The sequence below is a fragment of the Tenacibaculum sp. FZY0031 genome (assembly GCF_036350695.1).
GTDB lineage: Bacteria > Bacteroidota > Bacteroidia > Flavobacteriales > Flavobacteriaceae > Polaribacter.
Window position 1 is genome coordinate 189,875 of record NZ_JAZDVY010000002.1, and the last position, 18,295, is coordinate 208,169.

General features: G+C 32.2%; 17 protein-coding genes. 11 read left to right on the forward strand and 6 right to left on the reverse strand.

Features of this window, described 5'->3' with window-relative positions; all coding sequences use genetic code 11:
* From V1T75_RS03230 to V1T75_RS03240, 3 genes are all read right to left on the reverse strand, one after another.
* Window positions 1-3,032: proprotein convertase P-domain-containing protein (locus tag V1T75_RS03230; protein WP_330487130.1), on the reverse strand; the 3,032-nt coding region annotated here is incomplete at its 3' end.
* A 376-nt stretch (window positions 3,033-3,408) separates the two neighbouring features.
* Window positions 3,409-4,542, reverse strand: a complete 1,134-nt coding sequence (locus V1T75_RS03235) for a cysteine desulfurase family protein (RefSeq protein WP_330487131.1) — start codon at window positions 4,540-4,542, stop codon at window positions 3,409-3,411.
* A gap of 59 nt (window positions 4,543-4,601) precedes the next feature.
* Window positions 4,602-5,147: a Smr/MutS family protein gene (locus V1T75_RS03240; protein WP_330487132.1), complete on the reverse strand. Its 546-nt coding sequence runs from the start codon at window positions 5,145-5,147 to the stop codon at window positions 4,602-4,604.
* An 83-nt stretch (window positions 5,148-5,230) separates the two neighbouring features.
* On the opposite strand from V1T75_RS03240, the gene V1T75_RS03245 reads away from it, so the two are divergent.
* Window positions 5,231-5,866 (forward strand): hypothetical protein, encoded by a 636-nt coding sequence (locus tag V1T75_RS03245; protein ID WP_330487133.1) that lies wholly within the window; start codon window positions 5,231-5,233, stop codon window positions 5,864-5,866.
* On the opposite strand, the gene ppk2 (V1T75_RS03250) is transcribed toward V1T75_RS03245, so the two are convergent.
* Together ppk2 (V1T75_RS03250) and ppk2 (V1T75_RS03255) are read right to left on the reverse strand one after the other, a co-directional pair.
* Window positions 5,867-6,646: a polyphosphate kinase 2 gene (gene ppk2 / locus V1T75_RS03250; protein ID WP_330487134.1), complete on the reverse strand. Its 780-nt coding sequence runs from the start codon at window positions 6,644-6,646 to the stop codon at window positions 5,867-5,869.
* Between the two features lie 2 nt (window positions 6,647-6,648).
* Window positions 6,649-7,506 carry a polyphosphate kinase 2 gene (ppk2, locus tag V1T75_RS03255; RefSeq protein ID WP_330487135.1) on the reverse strand — a complete coding sequence of 286 codons (858 nt, stop codon included), beginning with the start codon at window positions 7,504-7,506 and terminating at the stop codon, window positions 6,649-6,651.
* A gap of 68 nt (window positions 7,507-7,574) precedes the next feature.
* On the opposite strand from ppk2 (V1T75_RS03255), the gene V1T75_RS03260 reads away from it, so the two are divergent.
* The 10 genes from V1T75_RS03260 (at window position 7,575) to V1T75_RS03305 (ending at window position 16,466) form a co-directional block, all read left to right on the forward strand.
* Complete coding sequence (locus V1T75_RS03260; RefSeq protein WP_330487136.1) at window positions 7,575-8,519, forward strand: lipid A deacylase LpxR family protein; 945 nt, start codon at window positions 7,575-7,577, stop codon at window positions 8,517-8,519.
* A gap of 86 nt (window positions 8,520-8,605) precedes the next feature.
* Complete coding sequence (gene dnaN, locus V1T75_RS03265) at window positions 8,606-9,724, forward strand: DNA polymerase III subunit beta (protein WP_125067899.1); 1,119 nt, start codon at window positions 8,606-8,608, stop codon at window positions 9,722-9,724.
* Window positions 9,725-9,860: 136 nt separating this feature from the next.
* Window positions 9,861-10,625 (forward strand): ParA family protein, encoded by a 765-nt coding sequence (locus V1T75_RS03270; protein ID WP_330487137.1) that lies wholly within the window; start codon window positions 9,861-9,863, stop codon window positions 10,623-10,625.
* A gap of 9 nt (window positions 10,626-10,634) precedes the next feature.
* On the forward strand, window positions 10,635-11,522 hold the full coding sequence (locus tag V1T75_RS03275) for a ParB/RepB/Spo0J family partition protein (protein ID WP_330487138.1): 888 nt from the start codon (window positions 10,635-10,637) through the stop codon (window positions 11,520-11,522).
* Window positions 11,523-12,101 (forward strand): DUF5683 domain-containing protein, encoded by a 579-nt coding sequence (locus tag V1T75_RS03280; RefSeq protein ID WP_330487139.1) that lies wholly within the window; start codon window positions 11,523-11,525, stop codon window positions 12,099-12,101.
* Between the two features lies 1 nt (window position 12,102).
* A complete protein-coding gene (gene dapB / locus V1T75_RS03285; RefSeq protein ID WP_330487140.1) occupies window positions 12,103-12,804 on the forward strand; it encodes a 4-hydroxy-tetrahydrodipicolinate reductase in 702 nt (233 codons plus the stop codon).
* 79 nt (window positions 12,805-12,883) lie between these two features.
* The gene (gene lepB / locus V1T75_RS03290) at window positions 12,884-14,470 is read left to right on the forward strand and encodes a signal peptidase I (RefSeq protein ID WP_330487141.1); all 1,587 of its coding nucleotides are present in this window, start codon (window positions 12,884-12,886) and stop codon (window positions 14,468-14,470) included.
* On the forward strand, window positions 14,470-15,090 hold the full coding sequence (locus tag V1T75_RS03295; protein ID WP_330487142.1) for a WbqC family protein: 621 nt from the start codon (window positions 14,470-14,472) through the stop codon (window positions 15,088-15,090). Before lepB ends, V1T75_RS03295 begins: the two co-directional genes overlap by 1 nt.
* A gap of 36 nt (window positions 15,091-15,126) precedes the next feature.
* Complete coding sequence (locus V1T75_RS03300; protein ID WP_330487143.1) at window positions 15,127-15,699, forward strand: Crp/Fnr family transcriptional regulator; 573 nt, start codon at window positions 15,127-15,129, stop codon at window positions 15,697-15,699.
* 188 nt (window positions 15,700-15,887) lie between these two features.
* Window positions 15,888-16,466 (forward strand): Crp/Fnr family transcriptional regulator, encoded by a 579-nt coding sequence (locus V1T75_RS03305; protein WP_330487144.1) that lies wholly within the window; start codon window positions 15,888-15,890, stop codon window positions 16,464-16,466.
* Between the two features lie 132 nt (window positions 16,467-16,598).
* Here the strand turns inward: V1T75_RS03305 and V1T75_RS03310 are convergent, their stop codons facing one another.
* Entirely contained in the window at window positions 16,599-18,104 is a 1,506-nt protein-coding gene (locus V1T75_RS03310; protein ID WP_330487145.1) for a lipopolysaccharide biosynthesis protein, read from the reverse strand.
* Window positions 18,105-18,295 lie beyond the last annotated feature (191 nt).

Genomic DNA, 18,295 nt, shown 5'->3' on the forward strand with positions numbered 1-18,295 from the left:
ACACTTTCGCCTGCACATACCGTCGTTGCACTTGCATTCGCTGTTACTGTTGGTAATGGGTTTACTGTGATCGTTACCTGAGCGGTATTCTCACATCCGTTGGCATCTGTTCCCGTTACGGTATAAGTAGTTGTCGCAGTTGGTACAAAAGATACTCCATCGTTCACTCCATTGTCCCATACATAACTATCAGCTCCTCCTCCTGTTAAGGTTACACTTTCGCCTGCACATACCGTCGTTGCACTTGCATTCGCTGTTACTGTTGGTAATGGGTTTACTGTGATCGTTACTGGTTCTATCTCATAACAACCGCTAACTGAAGTTAATTTTATATAATAAGTTCCACTAGTAGCTATTGAGTTAGGAGACGCTAAGGTATTAGTCGCAGCTGCATCTGTCCAATAGGTTAATGTGCCCGCAGAACTACTTCCGTTGGCACCGTCTGTTACTGTACTAGCCGTTAAATCTACAGTTGACGGACTACATACTGATGCTGGATTCGTTATTATTAAAGTTGGTACAGCATCTGCGTTTGCTGTAGCACTTGTACCTACACCTTGCCCTTGTGTATTATTAGTTCCGTCAGCAGAACCACCAGAATTAACTATATTAGGAACACCATCACTATCTACTCCTCCTGTTATTCTACCGCTTGATAAGTCTGATATATCCACATCTTCATTCCCTTCTATAGCATCAAAACAACCATCTCCATCTGAATCGGTATCTAAATAATCTGGAATATTATCATTATCCGTATCAACACAAGATGAATACACTTTTACTGCTCCACCAATTCTATCTGGCCCTGAACCATCTTGATTTATGACATTGAAATTATTTATTCCTGCTAAAAAAGAAATAGTATTAAAAGAAGAACCATCTCTGGGTTGCATTAACTCTAAAGATGTAGAACTCGTTGATCGAGAACCATATACTGTAATATTTCCAGAAAAATCAATTTCGACCTTTAATCTTGGTATACCGTTAGTGTTTGCTAACCATGGTGAACTCATTAAAGAATTATCTGAAGTAAATTCCATAATTACTTCTCCTGAATTGACTATATTCTGTAATTGTAATACGTTATTTGTATTTAATCCTCCGCCATTTATTTCTATCGCTACAGAGTTATCTACATAATAAAAATCAAATACCGCTGAAGAAACTGCTGATTGTGAAAAACTAGTGGTACTTCCTCCATCACCTCCAAAAATAGTAAATTCATTTACTGTACAGCCTCCTTCCGAAGAATCAAGAATACCATCGTTATCATCATCTAAGTCACAAACATCATCGATTCCATCACCATCTGAATCATTTATACCTAACGTGCATATATCTCCCGTAGGAGTAGTAACTGTATTGGAATCAACAGATTGATTAGTTGTAACACCTCCAGTAACAATAGGATACTCTACTGTTCCTGTATTATTAATAGTAGCTGGTAACATTCCATCATCTACTGTTACTCTAAACGTGATAGTTACAGGACTACCAATGGTAACTACTCCGTCTGGCTGAGTACTCGAATGTATTTCTGTAGCTGTAGTGTACGGCATATTACCACTCACATCGGCTATCGAAGCCCCGTTTAACTGAGTTGAATTTGCTACATAAGTTGTTGAAGCTGGTATTGCATCTATAAACGTAGTATTAGATGCTGATAAATTACCGGTATTATTTACCTCTATAGTATATTCTAACACATCTCCGCTTAAAGCTATAACAGCAGGATCTGCTGATTTTGTTATGTTTTTTACAGATTTGGTAGCTGATAAAATTGGGTTATAGGTTGGTGTAGAGCAAGACCCCATATCGTATATACCTGGTGATGCTGTACCTATAAGAGTTCCTGATAATGTTGGTGACGAAAAGTCTATAGAATAGATATTACTAGTTCCATCTCCATTAGATGTACTCGTAATCATATTTCCACTACTATCAAAAGCAACTCCCGTTGCTCCATTAGGCCCCACATTACCTAGATTTTGTGCTACTAATGTATTCGTGTTTATTATAAATAAATAGGAAGCTCCACTACCTCCTACTGAAGCATACCAATGTAAACGACCATTACCGTCAAAAGCTAAATCACCTGCTACTAACGTACCTCCAATAGTATCTGTTCCAAAATCTAAAGCACCTAAATCAGCAGCTGACCCCGCTACTCCATTATAAACTACCCTTAAATGATATGAAGTATCAATATAATAAACATCTCCAGCATCATTAGCTCCCTGTCCAACTAATTGATTCGGCAACGTACCGCCTTCAGACACTTGTGTTGATCCATCTGAACTATATAAAGGAAAAGAACCTGAAGCATTATCATAATACGCATTACCATCCGCACTAACCGCTAATCCTCCTATTCTTTGTGGAGCCGTATACACTGGGGTCATTGTTGAGCCTGTTAACGTATATAAAGAGTTACGATTTCCTAATGTTGAAGATGTTGTACTTGCATATACATTATCACACGAAATCTCATGTAATTTGCAAATATTTATTGAGAAGCTTGTAAGTGTACCCGTATCTCCAATAGCATCATCTCTGATTTGTAACACCCAATCTCCCAACGAGTTATCACCTACAAAATCATCTAAATTACCTTCAGGCTTATACACTCCTGTTAGTACTGAATTACCTCCAGGGGGTAAACTATTCCCAGAACTATCATCAAATGTAACATTAATAAAGCCATCACCTGATCCTCCATTATCTGTTGATAAGATTACTGTTTTAACAGTACTTCCTCCAACCCTATGAACCAACCTAATATCAAGATCATCATTATATGTATGATTTATATTTATTGTTACGTTCAAATCAGTAATACTAAAAGAATCTGAAACTGTTACAATAGCAGCGTCAAAATACCCAGCAGTACTATCAGGTATACTATAACCACTATTATCAGAGTATATAGTACAATCTTGTCCATAAGACCTAACTGAAAATAAGAGAATTAATACTAAAAAGAAAATCTTTTTATATGTACCGATTTTAGCAATGTAGTTTTCCCCCATAATAATACATTTTTATATATACAATGTTATGCCTCATTTTTTTAAGGCTCTTATTTTTTCAATAAACAATACGGTGAGATATAAAAAACCCCACACAAAAAAATGTTAAGTTGCTCTTTTACAACTTATTTCTTGTGGGGGGCTCCTAAAATTTTGAGTATGCAAAAGTAAACATTTTTTACTTTCACTAAAATATTAGATGTAAAATTAACAGTTTAAGTCACATTATAGTTAAAAAAAATAAGTTTTATTTACCAAATCAATAAAAACTATACAAAACAATCTTTTAAAACTACTTTTAAAGAATTTAATCTTCTAACTTAAACACATATACAAATAACTAAAAAAAATGCTTTAAAACAAATAAAACAGCCTATTATTTTTTTAACACTCTTTTTAACTGCATCAATACATAGTTGACCTCTTCAATTGTATTTAGCTTACTAAAGGAAAACCGTACAGATGTTTTCTTTTCATCTTCTCCTCTCAAAAACTCCTGTAACACATGAGACCCTTTACTACTTCCACTTTGACAGGCACTTCCGCCAGAAACTACTACTCCTATCAAATCTAAATTAAACAGCAGCATCTTATCTTCAATTGGAAATCGTAAATTCAATATCGTATAACTTGTTTTTTCTATCAATTCTCCATTAACCTCTATCTTCGGGATTAGCTCTTGTATTTTTTTTGCAAAATATTTTTTTAGTCCTCTGATATACTCTTTATCTTTTTCTAAGTTTTCACAAGCAATGACCAGCGCTTTTTCCATACCAACAATAGAATGTACATTTTCAGTACCAGACCTTATTCCCTTTTCTTGCTCACCTCCGTGCAACATCGGTAGTATTCCTATCCCTTTTTTAAAGTAAGCAAATCCTACCCCTTTAGGTCCATGAAATTTATGTGCACTAGCAGCAATAAAATCTATTGGTGTTTTTTGTAAATCTATAGCATAATGTCCTATAGCTTGTACGGTATCTGAATGCAAATACGCATTATACTCTTTACATAATGCAATAACCTCTTCAATAGGCAATAGGTTACCTATTTCGTTATTCACATACATCAAACTCACCAAAGTTTTTTTCTTTGATTTATTTAGCAAGTCCCCCAGACTCTCCACTGAAACAGTTCCAGTTTCATTTACCCTAACGTAGTCTACAGTTATTTTATACTTTTTTTCTAAAAATTGTACCGTATTTAAAACTGCATGGTGTTCAATTTTTGAGGTAATAATTCTTTCTACTCCTAAATTTAAAACCGCATTGAATAAAATTAGGTTATCTGCCTCTGTTCCACCAGCCGTGAATATAATTTCACTTGAAGACACATTAAGTTGTTTAGCTATATTTTTCCTAGCTGTTTCAACCGCTGCTTTGGCTTTTCTACCATATTGATGTGTAGAAGAAGGGTTCCCAAAATTAGTTTGCATTGACTGCCAAACAGCCTCAATAACTTCAGGCAACATAGGTGTTGTTGCTGCATTGTCTAAATAAACAGAATTCATAACACAAAAATAAGGTTTTCTAATAGACCGATGCATCTATTAGCTTTTCAAATAGTAAATTATTGATTTTGATAAATATATACTTCTGTCGCTCCTTGTCCGTATTTTTGATAAGAAGCATCGTAATATTTAACAGCATAGTTGTTTAATAAATATTGCAACTCTGTTTTTAAAACTCCATCTCCTACTCCATGAATAAAAACCAGCTTAGAAATTTTTTTTGACATGCAGTATTCTAACTTGTGCTTTGCTGTATTAATTTGTAATGATAAAATATCGAAATTATCCATCCCTCTTGTAGATTTTACCAATTTTTCAACATGTAAATCCACCTCCATTACTACTTCTTTTTTATCCTTTACAAAAGAGGTTTTCTTCTTTTTTTCTTTCGATTGAATTTTAGCTTTCAACATCGGGTTATTGATATCAGAATACTTACTTAACTCACTTTGATCTAATTCTATTCTTACGAGCTCTTTCTTAGCAAAACAGTACTCCATACCATCCGAATCTAATATAAAAACATCGTTTCCAATTAATTTTACAACCACCCCATTAATATTGGCATCTATAACAGCTACTTTATTTCCTATTTCTAAACACATCCTTAACCTTTATTTAATTAACTAAAAGAGTATTAGCTTGTATTTTTGCAAATAATTTTACGCTGCAAAAGAACTGCAAATAAATGATAAACACTAAGAATATCGATACAAAAATTTTCTTTGAAGAAGCAAGAAAAGAGTTAATTCTTTCTGAAGATCGAAAAGAATTATTACTTGAAATTGCCGATACCATTTTTGATGAATTTAAAGATAGAGAAAAAATAAATTTAAACTTTATTTGCACTCATAATTCTCGCAGGAGTCAGTTTGCACAGGTATGGAGTTTTTTTGCTATTGAATATTTCAATTTAAAAAACATATTCACTTATTCAGGAGGTACTGAAACAACTTCTTTCCACAGGAATACAGTTAAATGTTTACAAAAAACTGGTTTTATCTTTAGTGTCGTTGATTTCTCTCATCAAAATCCCAGATATTTAGTTTCTTTTAATGACACTAAAAAATCTATTTTAGGGTTTTCAAAACTATACGATCATCCTCAAAATAGTTATCCTTTTATTGCTATTACTACTTGTGACAATGCGGATCAAAACTGCCCATACATTCCCGATGCTATTGAACGTTTTCACTTACCGTATAGCGACCCAAAAGAATCAGACAATACAGAGCTTACCGAAGAAACATACCTAAAAACAAGCAAACAAATAGCTGGAGAATTCTTTTTTATTTTCAACGAAATTAAACAACAGTTATCTTAGTTACACTTCTATACTTTTATCGTAAGGAATGCTTTTTAATATGTGATTAATTACACTTATTCTCGCCATTGTTTTTCTATTAGCCCTAATAACTTTCCAAGGAGATGTTTCTGTGTTGGTTTTTGAAAACATTGCTTTTTTATACTCTGTATAGTCATCCCAAAGCTCTTGCGCCTTTTCATCTACAGGTGTCATCTTCCATTGTTTTAATGGATTATTTTTTATGTCGTTAAAGCGTTTCGCTTGTTCTTTCTTATTAATAGACATGTAAATTTTCACCAAACGAATACCCGATTCTAAGATCATGCGTTCAAAATCATTTACTTGATTCATAAAGATTTCATACTCTTCTTGCGTACAAAAGCCATTAACGGGTTCCACCACAGCTCGATTATACCAACTTCTATCAAAAAAAACGATTTCCCCTGCTTTAGGAAACTGCTCTACATATCGTTGAAAATACCATTGTGTTTTTTGATCTTCATTCGGCTTCGGAAGTGCTACAATTCTCATATGACGAGGATTGATACGCTCTGTAATTCTACGTATTGCTCCTCCTTTTCCCGCTGCATCTCTACCTTCAAAAATTACAATTATTCGTTCATTCTCCTTAATTGCCCATGCTTGCAAACGAATTATTTCAACTTGTAATTTTTTTAACTTTCTTTCATAATCAACATATCGAACTGCTCTTTCTAAATTAAAAGATTTCGACAATAAAGCTTTTAAGCCTCTAGTTGTATTTAATTTATTTACATCTCTTTGAGTTAAATTCCCCATACTTAATCTAAATGTTTTACTGAACGATAATAGCGCATTACTATATTTGGATCTGGTGTTAGAACTGTTTGAGCCTCTTCTCTTCCCTCATAATCAAACTGCGATAATACATGACGCATGCATTCTACTCTAGCCTCTTTTTTGTTATTTGTTTTTACAACTATCCATGGACTATAAGCTGTATGAGTTTTACTAAACATCTCGTTCTTGTAATAACTATATTTATCCCATAACTCTTGTCCTCTTTTATCTACAGGACTAAACTTCCAACGCTTTAAAGGATTGTTATTTCGAGAATTAAAACGACGCAATTGTTCATCTTTAGATATTGATAACCAGAATTTTATAACCACCACACCATCTTCGTATAACATATGCTCAAATTCTGGTACCTGAACCAAAAAATTATTATACTGGTCATCTGTACAAAACCCCATTACGGGTTCTACCACAGCTCGATTATACCAACTACGATCAAAAAACACGATTTCTCCAGGGTTCGGCAATTCTTTAATATATCGCTGAAAATACCACTGCCCTTTTTCTACTTCTGTAGGCTTATTTAAAGCTACCAAACGAGTAGAACGCGGATTCATATGTTCCATAAAGCGTCGAATACTTCCACCTTTACCAGCGGCATCCCTTCCTTCAAAAATAACAGCCACCCGTTTTTTATTTTTTGCTATCCATTGTTGAAGTTTCACTAATTCTATTTGCAACTTCCTTAACTCTTCTTCATAATTTAGCTTCACCTGAACCTTCGTGATAGATATTCCTTTTTCTTTAATAATAGCCAACAATTCTTCATTTGTTGATACACTTTCAAAATCTTCAATTGTTAATACAGGTTCTTCTTTCATAAGTATATTAATTATTCTTGTTGATAATTTAATCAAGGTTGTGCTAAAATAATACGATATTTACAGCTATGAAAAAAAATGTACTACTTTTATTTACCTTACTTTCTCTTCCTTCTTTCTCTCAACGCAAATATGCAAAAGAGTTTAGTTTTATAAATGATAATGACTTATATATATCTACCCACCAAGATCGATATTATACCAATGGAGCTTTTTTAACATACCGTTTCTTAAGTAAGAATCAAAATAAAAATGTTGATAAAAAAATATATGAGATTCAATTAGGACACCATATGTATACACCTTACAAAGCTATTGTAGAAACGGTTGAAGAACACGACCGTCCGTTTGCTGGTTATCTGTTTGGTAGTTTTGGTGTTAATAAGTTTTATACAAACGAGTCTATTTTAAAAACAGCTATACAAATAGGTGCTATAGGCTCATCATCATTTGGTGAAGAACTACAGGGCATTATACATAAAATATATGGTTTTAAAGAAGCTACAGGTTGGAACTATCAAATAAAAGATGCAGTTACTCTTAATTTAAAAGCCGATTACATAAAAAAGATAGCTAGAGACAATCTCTTCGATCTTACTTGGGTTAGTTCTGCCAGACTAGGTACTGTATATACTGATTTTTCAACTGGTTTATACTCTCGTATTGGGTTCAAACCTTTAGAAAACATTATTAATTCTATCGCTTTCCATGGAAACTTGAACAATCAAAATACCAATTTTAATAATAAAGCCGAAGTGTTTCTATACCTAAAACCAATGCTACATTATGTTGCCTATGATGCCACTATAGAAGGTAGCTTTTTAAACAATGGAAGTCCAGTTACATTTGATATAAAACCTTTTACGTTTACTACAGAGATCGGAATTCGTTTTACCAGTAATCGTTTTAATTTTGGATATGTTGTAAATTACCACACAAAAAAACTCAAAAGTTCACGTGTTCCCAAAGGAAATTTTTACGGTTCAATACAGTTAAATTATCAGTTTAATTAAGCTTCTTGCATACTTACAAAAAAATAATTTTTAAAATCATCAAATTAAGATATATTTGTAAGTCTAATAAATAGAAAAATTACTAAATGAAATTTATCGTATCTAGCTCACAATTATTAAAACAACTACAAGTTTTAGGTGGGGTTATAAATAGCAATAACACGTTACCAATTTTAGATAACTTTTTATTTGAACTATCTGAAAACGAATTAAAAATATCAGCTTCCGACCTTGAAACGACAATGTCGTCTGTTATTGAAGTTGAAAGTACTGATACCGGAGCTATTGCTATAAATGCTCGTTTATTATTAGATACTTTAAAAACATTTCCTGAACAACCACTTACTTTTAAAGTTGAAGGAGACAACACTATTGAAATTATTTCTGAGCAAGGAAAGTATGATATGGCATACTTTAGTGGCGATGAGTTCCCTAAAGCAGTAGAATTACCTTCTCCTAGCAGTACAGAAATTCCATCTCATATTTTGGCTACGGCAATATCTAAAACCATTTTTGCGGCTGGTAATGATGATTTACGTCCTGTTATGAGTGGTGTATTTTTCCAGTTCAATTCAAAAGAATTAACTTTTGTAGCTACCGACGCTCACAAATTAGTAAAATACACTCGTACTGATATTACTGCTGATAAATCAGCTGAGTTTATTATGCCTAAAAAACCTTTAAACTTATTGAAAGGAATTTTAGGGGGTTCAGAAAACAACGTTACGATTGAATACAACGACACTAATGCTAAATTCACTTTTGACAATGTGGTATTAATTTGTCGTTTAATTGACGGAAAATACCCTAATTACGAAGCTGTTATTCCAAAAGAGAATCCAAACAAATTGACTGTTGATCGAGCTTCTTTCTTAAACTCTGTTCGTCGTGTATCTATTTTCTCTAGCAAAACAACACATCAAATTCGCTTGAAGATGGCAGGTACTGAGTTAAATATTTCTGCTGAAGATTTAGATTACTCAAACAAAGCCGACGAACGATTAAACTGTGATTATCAAGGAGATGATATGCAAATAGGGTTTAACTCTCGTTTTTTAAGCGAAATGTTAAACAATTTAAACTCTAACGATGTTTTAATTGAAATGAGTTTACCAAATAGAGCTGGAATTTTAACTCCAATTGACGGAACTGAAGAAGGAGAATTAGTAACGATGTTAGTAATGCCTGTGATGTTAAACGGATAATAAAATCCTTTATACATAAAAATTACAAAAGCCACAGAATCAAAACTCTGTGGCTTTTGTAATTTTATTAACGTCTTTCTCTTTCAAAAATGATAAATAATTGTAAATTTACCTCTTTCAAACTTTATAAATTATAATGGGTAGAATTATTGCAATTGCAAATCAAAAAGGTGGCGTAGGTAAGACTACTACATCTGTAAACTTAGCTGCGGCTTTAGGTGTTTTAGAAAAAAAAGTATTGTTAATTGATGCCGATCCCCAAGCAAATGCTACTTCTGGTTTAGGTTTAGACGTTGAAAGTGTAGAAATTGGAACATATCAGGTTTTAGAACATACAATTCCTGCAAAGGACACTGTTTTAAAAACAGACTCTCCTAACGTTGACTTAATCCCTGCTCATATTGATTTAGTAGCTATTGAAATTGAATTGGTAGACAAACAACAACGCGAGTACATGTTAAAAAAAGCGTTAGAAGAGATTAAAGATGATTACGATTTTATTTTAATTGATTGTGCTCCATCTTTAGGTTTAATAACCTTAAACTCTCTAGTAGCAGCTGATTCTGTTGTTATTCCGATTCAATGTGAATACTTTGCTTTAGAAGGTTTAGGAAAATTATTAAACACCATTAAGAGTGTTCAGAAAATACACAATCAAGAATTAGAAATTGAAGGTTTGTTATTAACTATGTTCGATTCTCGTTTACGTTTATCAAATCAAGTTGTAGATGAAGTACGCAAACACTTCAGTTCTATGGTTTTTGAAACAATAGTGCATAGAAATATCCGTTTAAGTGAAGCACCAAGTTATGGCGAAAGTATAATTTCATACGATGCAACGAGTAAAGGTGCTGTAAATTACTTAAATTTGGCAAACGAAATTTTAACTAAAAACGCATAATTACTGTAAATGGCAAAAGCAACAAAAAAACAAGCTTTAGGTAGAGGTTTATCAGCATTATTAAAAGAAACTGCAGAAGTAAATTCGGCAGAAGACAAAAATGCCGATAAGTTAGTGGGAAACATTATTGAGATTGATATTAATTCGATTGATGTAAATCCGTACCAACCTAGAACTTATTTTGATGAAGAAGCGTTGCGCGAATTGGCTAGTTCTATCAAAGAGTTAGGTGTTATTCAGCCTATTACTGTACGCAAACTATCTAGTAATAAGTTTCAATTAGTTTCAGGTGAGCGTCGTTTTAGAGCCTCTAAACTTATTGGTAACAAAACAGTTCCTGCTTACATTCGTTTGGCAAACGACCAGGAAATGTTGGAAATGGCATTGGTAGAGAATATTCAACGTAAAAACTTAGATCCAATTGAAGTTGCCCTTTCTTACCAACGCTTAATTGATGAAATTCAACTTACACAAGAAGAGTTAAGTACTCGTGTAGGTAAAAAACGCTCTACGGTTACCAACTATTTACGCTTACTTAAGCTAGATCCTATTATTCAAACAGGAATGCGTGATGGCTTTATTTCAATGGGTCACGGTCGTGCATTGATTAACGTTGATAGTAACTCTGATCAATTAAACATTTATGAGAAAATTGTTCGTGATAAACTATCAGTACGTCAAACTGAAGAGCTCGTAAAAAACTTAAAAGCGGGTAAGGTTGCTAAAACAGCCAAAAAGAAGGTTTTACCAAATTATATTTCTGATAGTGTAAAAGATATTAGTGATTATTTTGGGCATAAGATTGATGTGACTGTTAATAATCGTGGAAAGGGTAAAATTTCTATTCCTTTTCATTCGGAAGAAGACTTTAACCGTATTAAAAACTTACTAAAGTAATTGAACGTACGTGTAATCATATTCGCTTTTTGTAGTCTTTTTTTGTTTCAAAATACTTTTGCTCAAAAAGATTCTATTGCTGTTAGGGCAAAACAACTTCAGTTAACAAGCGACAAATACAATCCTTTGTCGCCTTCTAAAGCAGCCTTTTATTCGGCTATTTTTCCTGGAGGCGGACAAATTTATAATGGAAAATACTGGAAAGCTCCTATAGTATGGGCAGCAATGGGTGCCAGTGCTTATTTTTATATTGATAATAGCGATCAGTACGATCGCTACCGAACTGCCTTTAAACTTCGTAAACAAGGATTAAAAGACGAATTTACTAGAGATGATGGAACCGTTCTTATTTCTACAACGGGCTTAGAAAGCGCCCAAAAAACCTTACGTAAAAATAGAGATTTATCTTTGTTAACAGGGGTGCTTTTATATGTTTTACAAATTGTTGAAGCCAGTGTTAATGCACATTTATTACAGTTTGACACAGATGATAGCTTATCTGTAAAACCAGTAATCACTCCAGATCCTTTATTTATCGAAGCACCGAAAGTTGGTTTAACACTAAAATATTCTTTTTAAGATGAAAATAGCCTTACTTGGTTATGGTAGAATGGGTAAAGAAATTGAAAAAATTGCTTTACAAAGAGGACATGAAATTGTTATAAAAACTTCTGGAAAAGAAGTGTATGATATTACAAAAGCTGATGTAGCCATTGATTTTAGTATTCCTTCTTCTGCATATAACAATATTAGTAACTGTATTAACAATAATGTACCAGTTATTTCTGGAACTACTGGCTGGTTAGATAAATACAACGATATTGTTGATTTATGTAATGACAAGAAAGGTGCATTTATTTATGCCTCTAACTTTAGCTTGGGAGTTAATGTTTTCTTTGAATTAAACAAACAGCTTGCAAAAATGATGAGCACTTTAGAGCAGTACAATGTTTCTATTGAAGAGATTCATCATACTAAAAAGTTAGATGCTCCAAGTGGTACTGCAATTACATTGGCAGAAGGTGTTATTGAAAATACTAACCAAAAAGCTTGGGAATTAGACAAAAAAACATCTGAAGAAAATATTCCTATTACAGCTATCAGAACTCCGGATGTTCCGGGTACTCACACCGTGACTTATAATTCTGAAATAGATACTATTGATATTAAACACACTGCTCATAATCGTCAAGGCTTTGCTTTAGGTGCTGTAATTGCTGCTGAGTGGTTACATAATAAAACAGGTGTTTTTACCATGCGAGATGTGTTAAACTTAGGTTAATAACGTAACAAACAACTCAAAAAACACACAAATAAAATTGAATTTTATTCCTTATAAGGAACTACAAAATATATAGATTATGACATTTACTGAATGGTTTTTATTCTTTTTATTCATACAAGTTGTTCATTTTTTAGGTACTTGGAAATTATATACCAAAGCTGGTAAAAAAGCTTGGGAAGCTGCTGTACCTATTTATAATGCCATCGTATTGATGCAAATAATAAATCGTCCAAAATGGTGGGTTATTTTATTATTTATTCCTATTGTAAACCTATTAATGTTCCCTATAATTTGGGTTGAGACTTGTAGAAGTTTTGGTTTTAACAAAAGACCTGACACTATTTTGGCAATTCTAACTTTAGGCTTATATATCTATTATATCAACTACTTTACAAAAACAGAATATATAGAAAACAGAAGTTTAAAACCTAGATCTCCTTTAGGTGAATGGGTTAGCTCTATTGCTTTTGCTATTATAGCTGCTACTTTAGTGCATACTTATTTTATGCAGCCATATACCATTCCTACATCATCATTAGAAAAAACCTTATTGGTTGGTGATTACTTGTTTGTAAGTAAATTTCATTATGGCGCTCGTGTTCCTATGACTACAATCGCAGCACCTATGGCACATGATACAATTCCTGGGTTGGGTGTAAAATCATTTTTATCTGATGATAAGAACAAGGAAGGTTTATTAAACAAGCTTTCTTTACCTTATATGCGCGTTCCTGGTTTTCAAAAAATTAAGCGTAACGATATAGTTGTTTTTAGCTGGCCTTCAGATTCCTTAGCAACAATGTGGGGAGATAATTCTGGAAAATTTACTTATAAGCCTATTGACAAACGTACCAACTATGTAAAACGCGCTGTAGGTACTCCTGGTGATAGCTTAGAAGTACGTGATGGTTATGTATTTATCAACGGAAAAAAAACGGTATTACCTGACAGAGCAAAGCCACAATGGTACTTTTTTATTGACACCAATGGAGAAAACTTACCTCAGAATGTTATTAGCAAATTTAATAAAAATAAAGAAGGTCAAATGACTAATGATGGTAGATATGCTCTAAACTTGACAGATGATGAAGCTGCTTTAATAGCTAAAAACCCCATTGTAAAAAACATTGAAAAGCACATAACTCCAAAAGGGACTTACGATAAATCTGTTTTTCCTCACGACCCAAGATATGCTTGGTCTACTGATAATTTTGGACCAATATATATTCCTAAAAAAGGAGTTACTGTTGAATTAAACTCTAAAACCATTCCTTTTTATGAGCAGATTATTCGCAGACATGAAAATAATGATTTAACCATTTTTGGTGACGACATATACATTAACGGAAAAAAGGTTAAAGAATATACTTTTAAGCAGGATTACTACTGGATGATGGGAGACAATCGTCAACGCTCATTAGACGCTAGAAATTGGGGATATGTACCTTTTGACCATGTGGTTGGTAAACCTGTAATGATTTGGTTAAGTTGGGATGCCAACGCGCCTAGTTTTATTGCTAAATTAAATTCTATTCGTTGGGATAGAATGTTCACTACTGTTGGCGGTAGTGGTAAACCTGTTTCTTATCTTTGGTTAGTTTTACTATTAATTGGAGGTTATACTGTATATAGTTTTAGAAAAAGTAAAAAGAAGAAAGCGTAATGTCACTTTTTATCCCTACTTACTTTGCTCCTATTTCACAGTATGCAGCAATCTATCAATCGGATGCTATTACTTTTGAAATAGAAGATAACTATCAAAAACAGACCTATCGAAATCGTTGTTATATTTATGGAGCTAACGGTAAACTTGCCTTAAATATTCCTGTTAAACATAAAGCAAAAGAAGGTAGAAAGAAGACTAAAGACACCTTAGTTGAAAATGATTTTCCATGGCAACAACAGCATTTTAAATCGTTACAATCTGCTTATCGCTCTTCTCCCTTTTTTGAGTTTTTTGAAGAAGATTTACTGAAAATTTTCAATAAAAAATATACCTATTTGCAAGATTTAACTATCGACACTCACTTATTTGTATGTGATGCCTTGGAAATAGAACAACAATTTAACAAAACGACTAGTTACGAGCTCCTCCCTAAAAATACTGATTTTAGAGCCCTAGCTATTGCTAAAAAAGGAATTGAAATAGAAATGGATACTTACATTCAAATGTTCGATGATAAGTATGGCTTCATCCCTAATTTATCGATTCTAGATCTTCTATTTATGGAAGGCGCTAACACTATTAGCTTTTTAGAAAAAATTAATGTAAATTTGAAATAGTCCCCTCTAATTATTTCATCCTTATATTATTTACTTATGGAGTTTTTTAGAGAGTTTTCCCAAAATTTCCATCCTTTATCTGAAGGTGCTTTAAATAAAATTTTTAAGATTTTATCCCTACAAAAATTTTCTAAAAACTATAAACTAGTTTCTTTAGGTCAGAAGCCTACAAATATATATATCTTAAAAAAAGGTATTATAAGGTCATATAACATAGATATCAAAGGAAAAGAGCACACCAAAACTCTTTACACACCAGTAATTACATCTGGTAACCTCGGTGCTTTGATTAAAAATGAGCCTTCTGAGTTAATTTACGAGTGCTTAACAGACTGTGAAGTTTTAGAATGCAATTATCATGATTTTTATAAGCTTTCTTTACAGCATCATGAAATTTCTATTTTCCACTACAAAATACTACAAAACATATATATTAGAGAAGAATCTAAAATTTTAGAATTACAAATGTTAGATGCTACTCAAAGGTATAAAAAGCTACAAGAAAACCACCCTAATATTGGCAACCTTATTAATCAATATCACATAGCCTCTTACCTTAATATCACTCCAGTTCAGCTGAGTAGAATAAGAAGTAATTATATTTATTAACATATGTTAACGGTGGTATTATAAAACTGTCTTACATTTGTCTCTGTAATTAACAAGTTACATACCCCTTAAAATATTTCAGACCTAATTTCCCCTTAAAGTTAGGTCTGTCTTTTAACTTCTACAACTGAAAGTTTTTTATTAACTTAGTGTTTTTACCCTCACTATTATCATATAACTTGTTAATTATGAATGATGATATAAAAAACTTTGTTCATCTCTTTATTGATTTACCTGACGATTTAGTTTCTCTCTTTGAAGGCATTGTTACTTATGTAGAGTTGAAACCCTATGAATTTTTCACAAAAGAAGGTGAATACTCAAATCATTTTTTTATAATCAAAACAGGAATCATGCGGTCCTACTTATTAAACGAAAAAGGGTCGGAAACAACTAGAGCTTTTTTTATTTCTGGCGATATTTCTGGTGCTAATTCTGCTATGATGCAAAAAACTGCTTCCGAAGTAAACTATCAAGCTTTAACAAAAGTAACAGGTTATAAAGGAAATTACGATAAACTTATAGAGCTAACATTGCGGTATAAAGAGTTTAGTTTATTTTATATAAAAACTCTTGAAAATGCTTATTTAAAAGCAGAAAAATTACTTTTAGATATCTCTACACTTAGCTCCACAGAAAGATATATTACTTTAAAAAAAAGGATTCCAGATGTTGATAAACTAATTACACAGCGACACATAGCATCCTATTTAAATATTTCTCCTGTGCAACTTAGTAGAATTAAAAAAAAACTAAATAATCTATAATTTTAAGGATATAAAAGAAGGGTGTTTACTTATTTTTTATATATATTTGTCGGCGAAGCATTTCCCCCTTTTTAATGTTTCATTCCCCCTTATTATTAAGAAAAGACTTGTTCCCTTTGTGTGCAGGTCTTTTTATTTTATAAACCTTTTTACCAAGTTATTTATCTGTTCTGAAATAGATAACTTTACTACTACAAAAACATAAACTACAATAATTAATACACTTTTTAAAATAATATTTATTATTGGGTGAATTGGAAAATCAAAAAGATAAAGCTCAGGTATGGAGAAATTCCAAAAATTAAACCCCATAAACATCGTTAAGACAATAAGAATCATTAAAAATGTTTTATTTGTAAAAGGAGTCATATTAAACTTTTCTTTTACAAACCATAATTTAAAAGTGTTAGACACTATAACAGTAATTAAAGTAGCTAAAGCCAATCCTTCAGTTCCCATACCTAAAGCATTGTAAAAATAATCGTTTAAAAAGTATACTGAAAGGGCCATCCCCACTCCTACGGGTAATGTAATGCGATAAAATTTAGAATTACTAATAATAGCTCCATTGCTTCCTAAAGACATTAAAAACAATTTTGCTGATGAAATTAGCAATACAACTAATGCTCCTCCTTCTGCATAATTTTTATTAGGCATTAACTTGAATAACTCAGCTACATTGCAATTAACTAATATATAAAACAAGCCTCCGATTAATAATAAATTAATAGAGCTTTTTTTATACAAGCTTTCTGTTTCTTTTGGGTTATTTTCATTAATAGCCTTAGAAGTTAATGGTTGTAAAATTTGCCCCATTGCTCTACTCGGCGCTTCTATAAAGGTTCCTATAAACACCGCTACTGTATAATATGCTGCTTTAGCAAAACCTTCTTTACCTGGTATCATTACTTTATCTATATCTAGTATAATAGCTCCTGCACTTCCTGCTAAAATGATGTAAAAAGTATATCGTATGACTTCTTTAAAATTGTTTGGTAAACTAAATGTAAATGTTGGCGTGTACAAACGAAAAGCATATATCATCATTAACAATACTCGAAAAATGTATGCTCCTGTCATGTAGACTAAAAACTCTTCTTTGCTTATCAAATTAAAGTACACAGCAAAAAGCAAAACCATTACTGCCACTCTATTATATAATTCTTTTAAAATATTTCCAAAAACAGATTGCATTTGTACTCTAGACCAAGAATAAAACACTTCAAAATAAGCACAAGCAACTGCTATTATATAAATATAAATAGTATATTCTTCAATAATCAAATTCTCTTTGGAACCACTCTCTACAACATAAGTCATTATCCAATTATGAAAAAAATCCCAAAAGTATCCAATTGGAATTGCTATAAATAGCGGTAGAAATATTACAGAGCTTAAAAACTTATCTTTTTCTATTTTTGAAGTATACCCGGAAAAAAACTTGATGATGGTAAAATGAACTCCAAAAGCTGTTATAGGCATGATTAAGTTTGAAGCTGAAAAAACATAAGTCGCCAATCCGTAATATTCATCTCCTAAAAATCTCGTATACAACACCAAAGTGTTAATACCCCCTATTAAAAAACCTAAATAGATTATTAACGTGTTTCTGAACGATTGTTTAAATACAATTCCCAATTTTTTCTTTTGTTAATTTTAAATAGTAATGATATCCTTTTCGACTACATTGTTACACTTACGCTGCATTTTAAAACTCATCTGCATATATTCAAACAAGTGTTCTCCAGTATTTTCTCAAATTATCATTACACTTATTTTATAATTATAGTAGTTAAATCTTCTTATACCTAGCACTCAATTTACAGTAC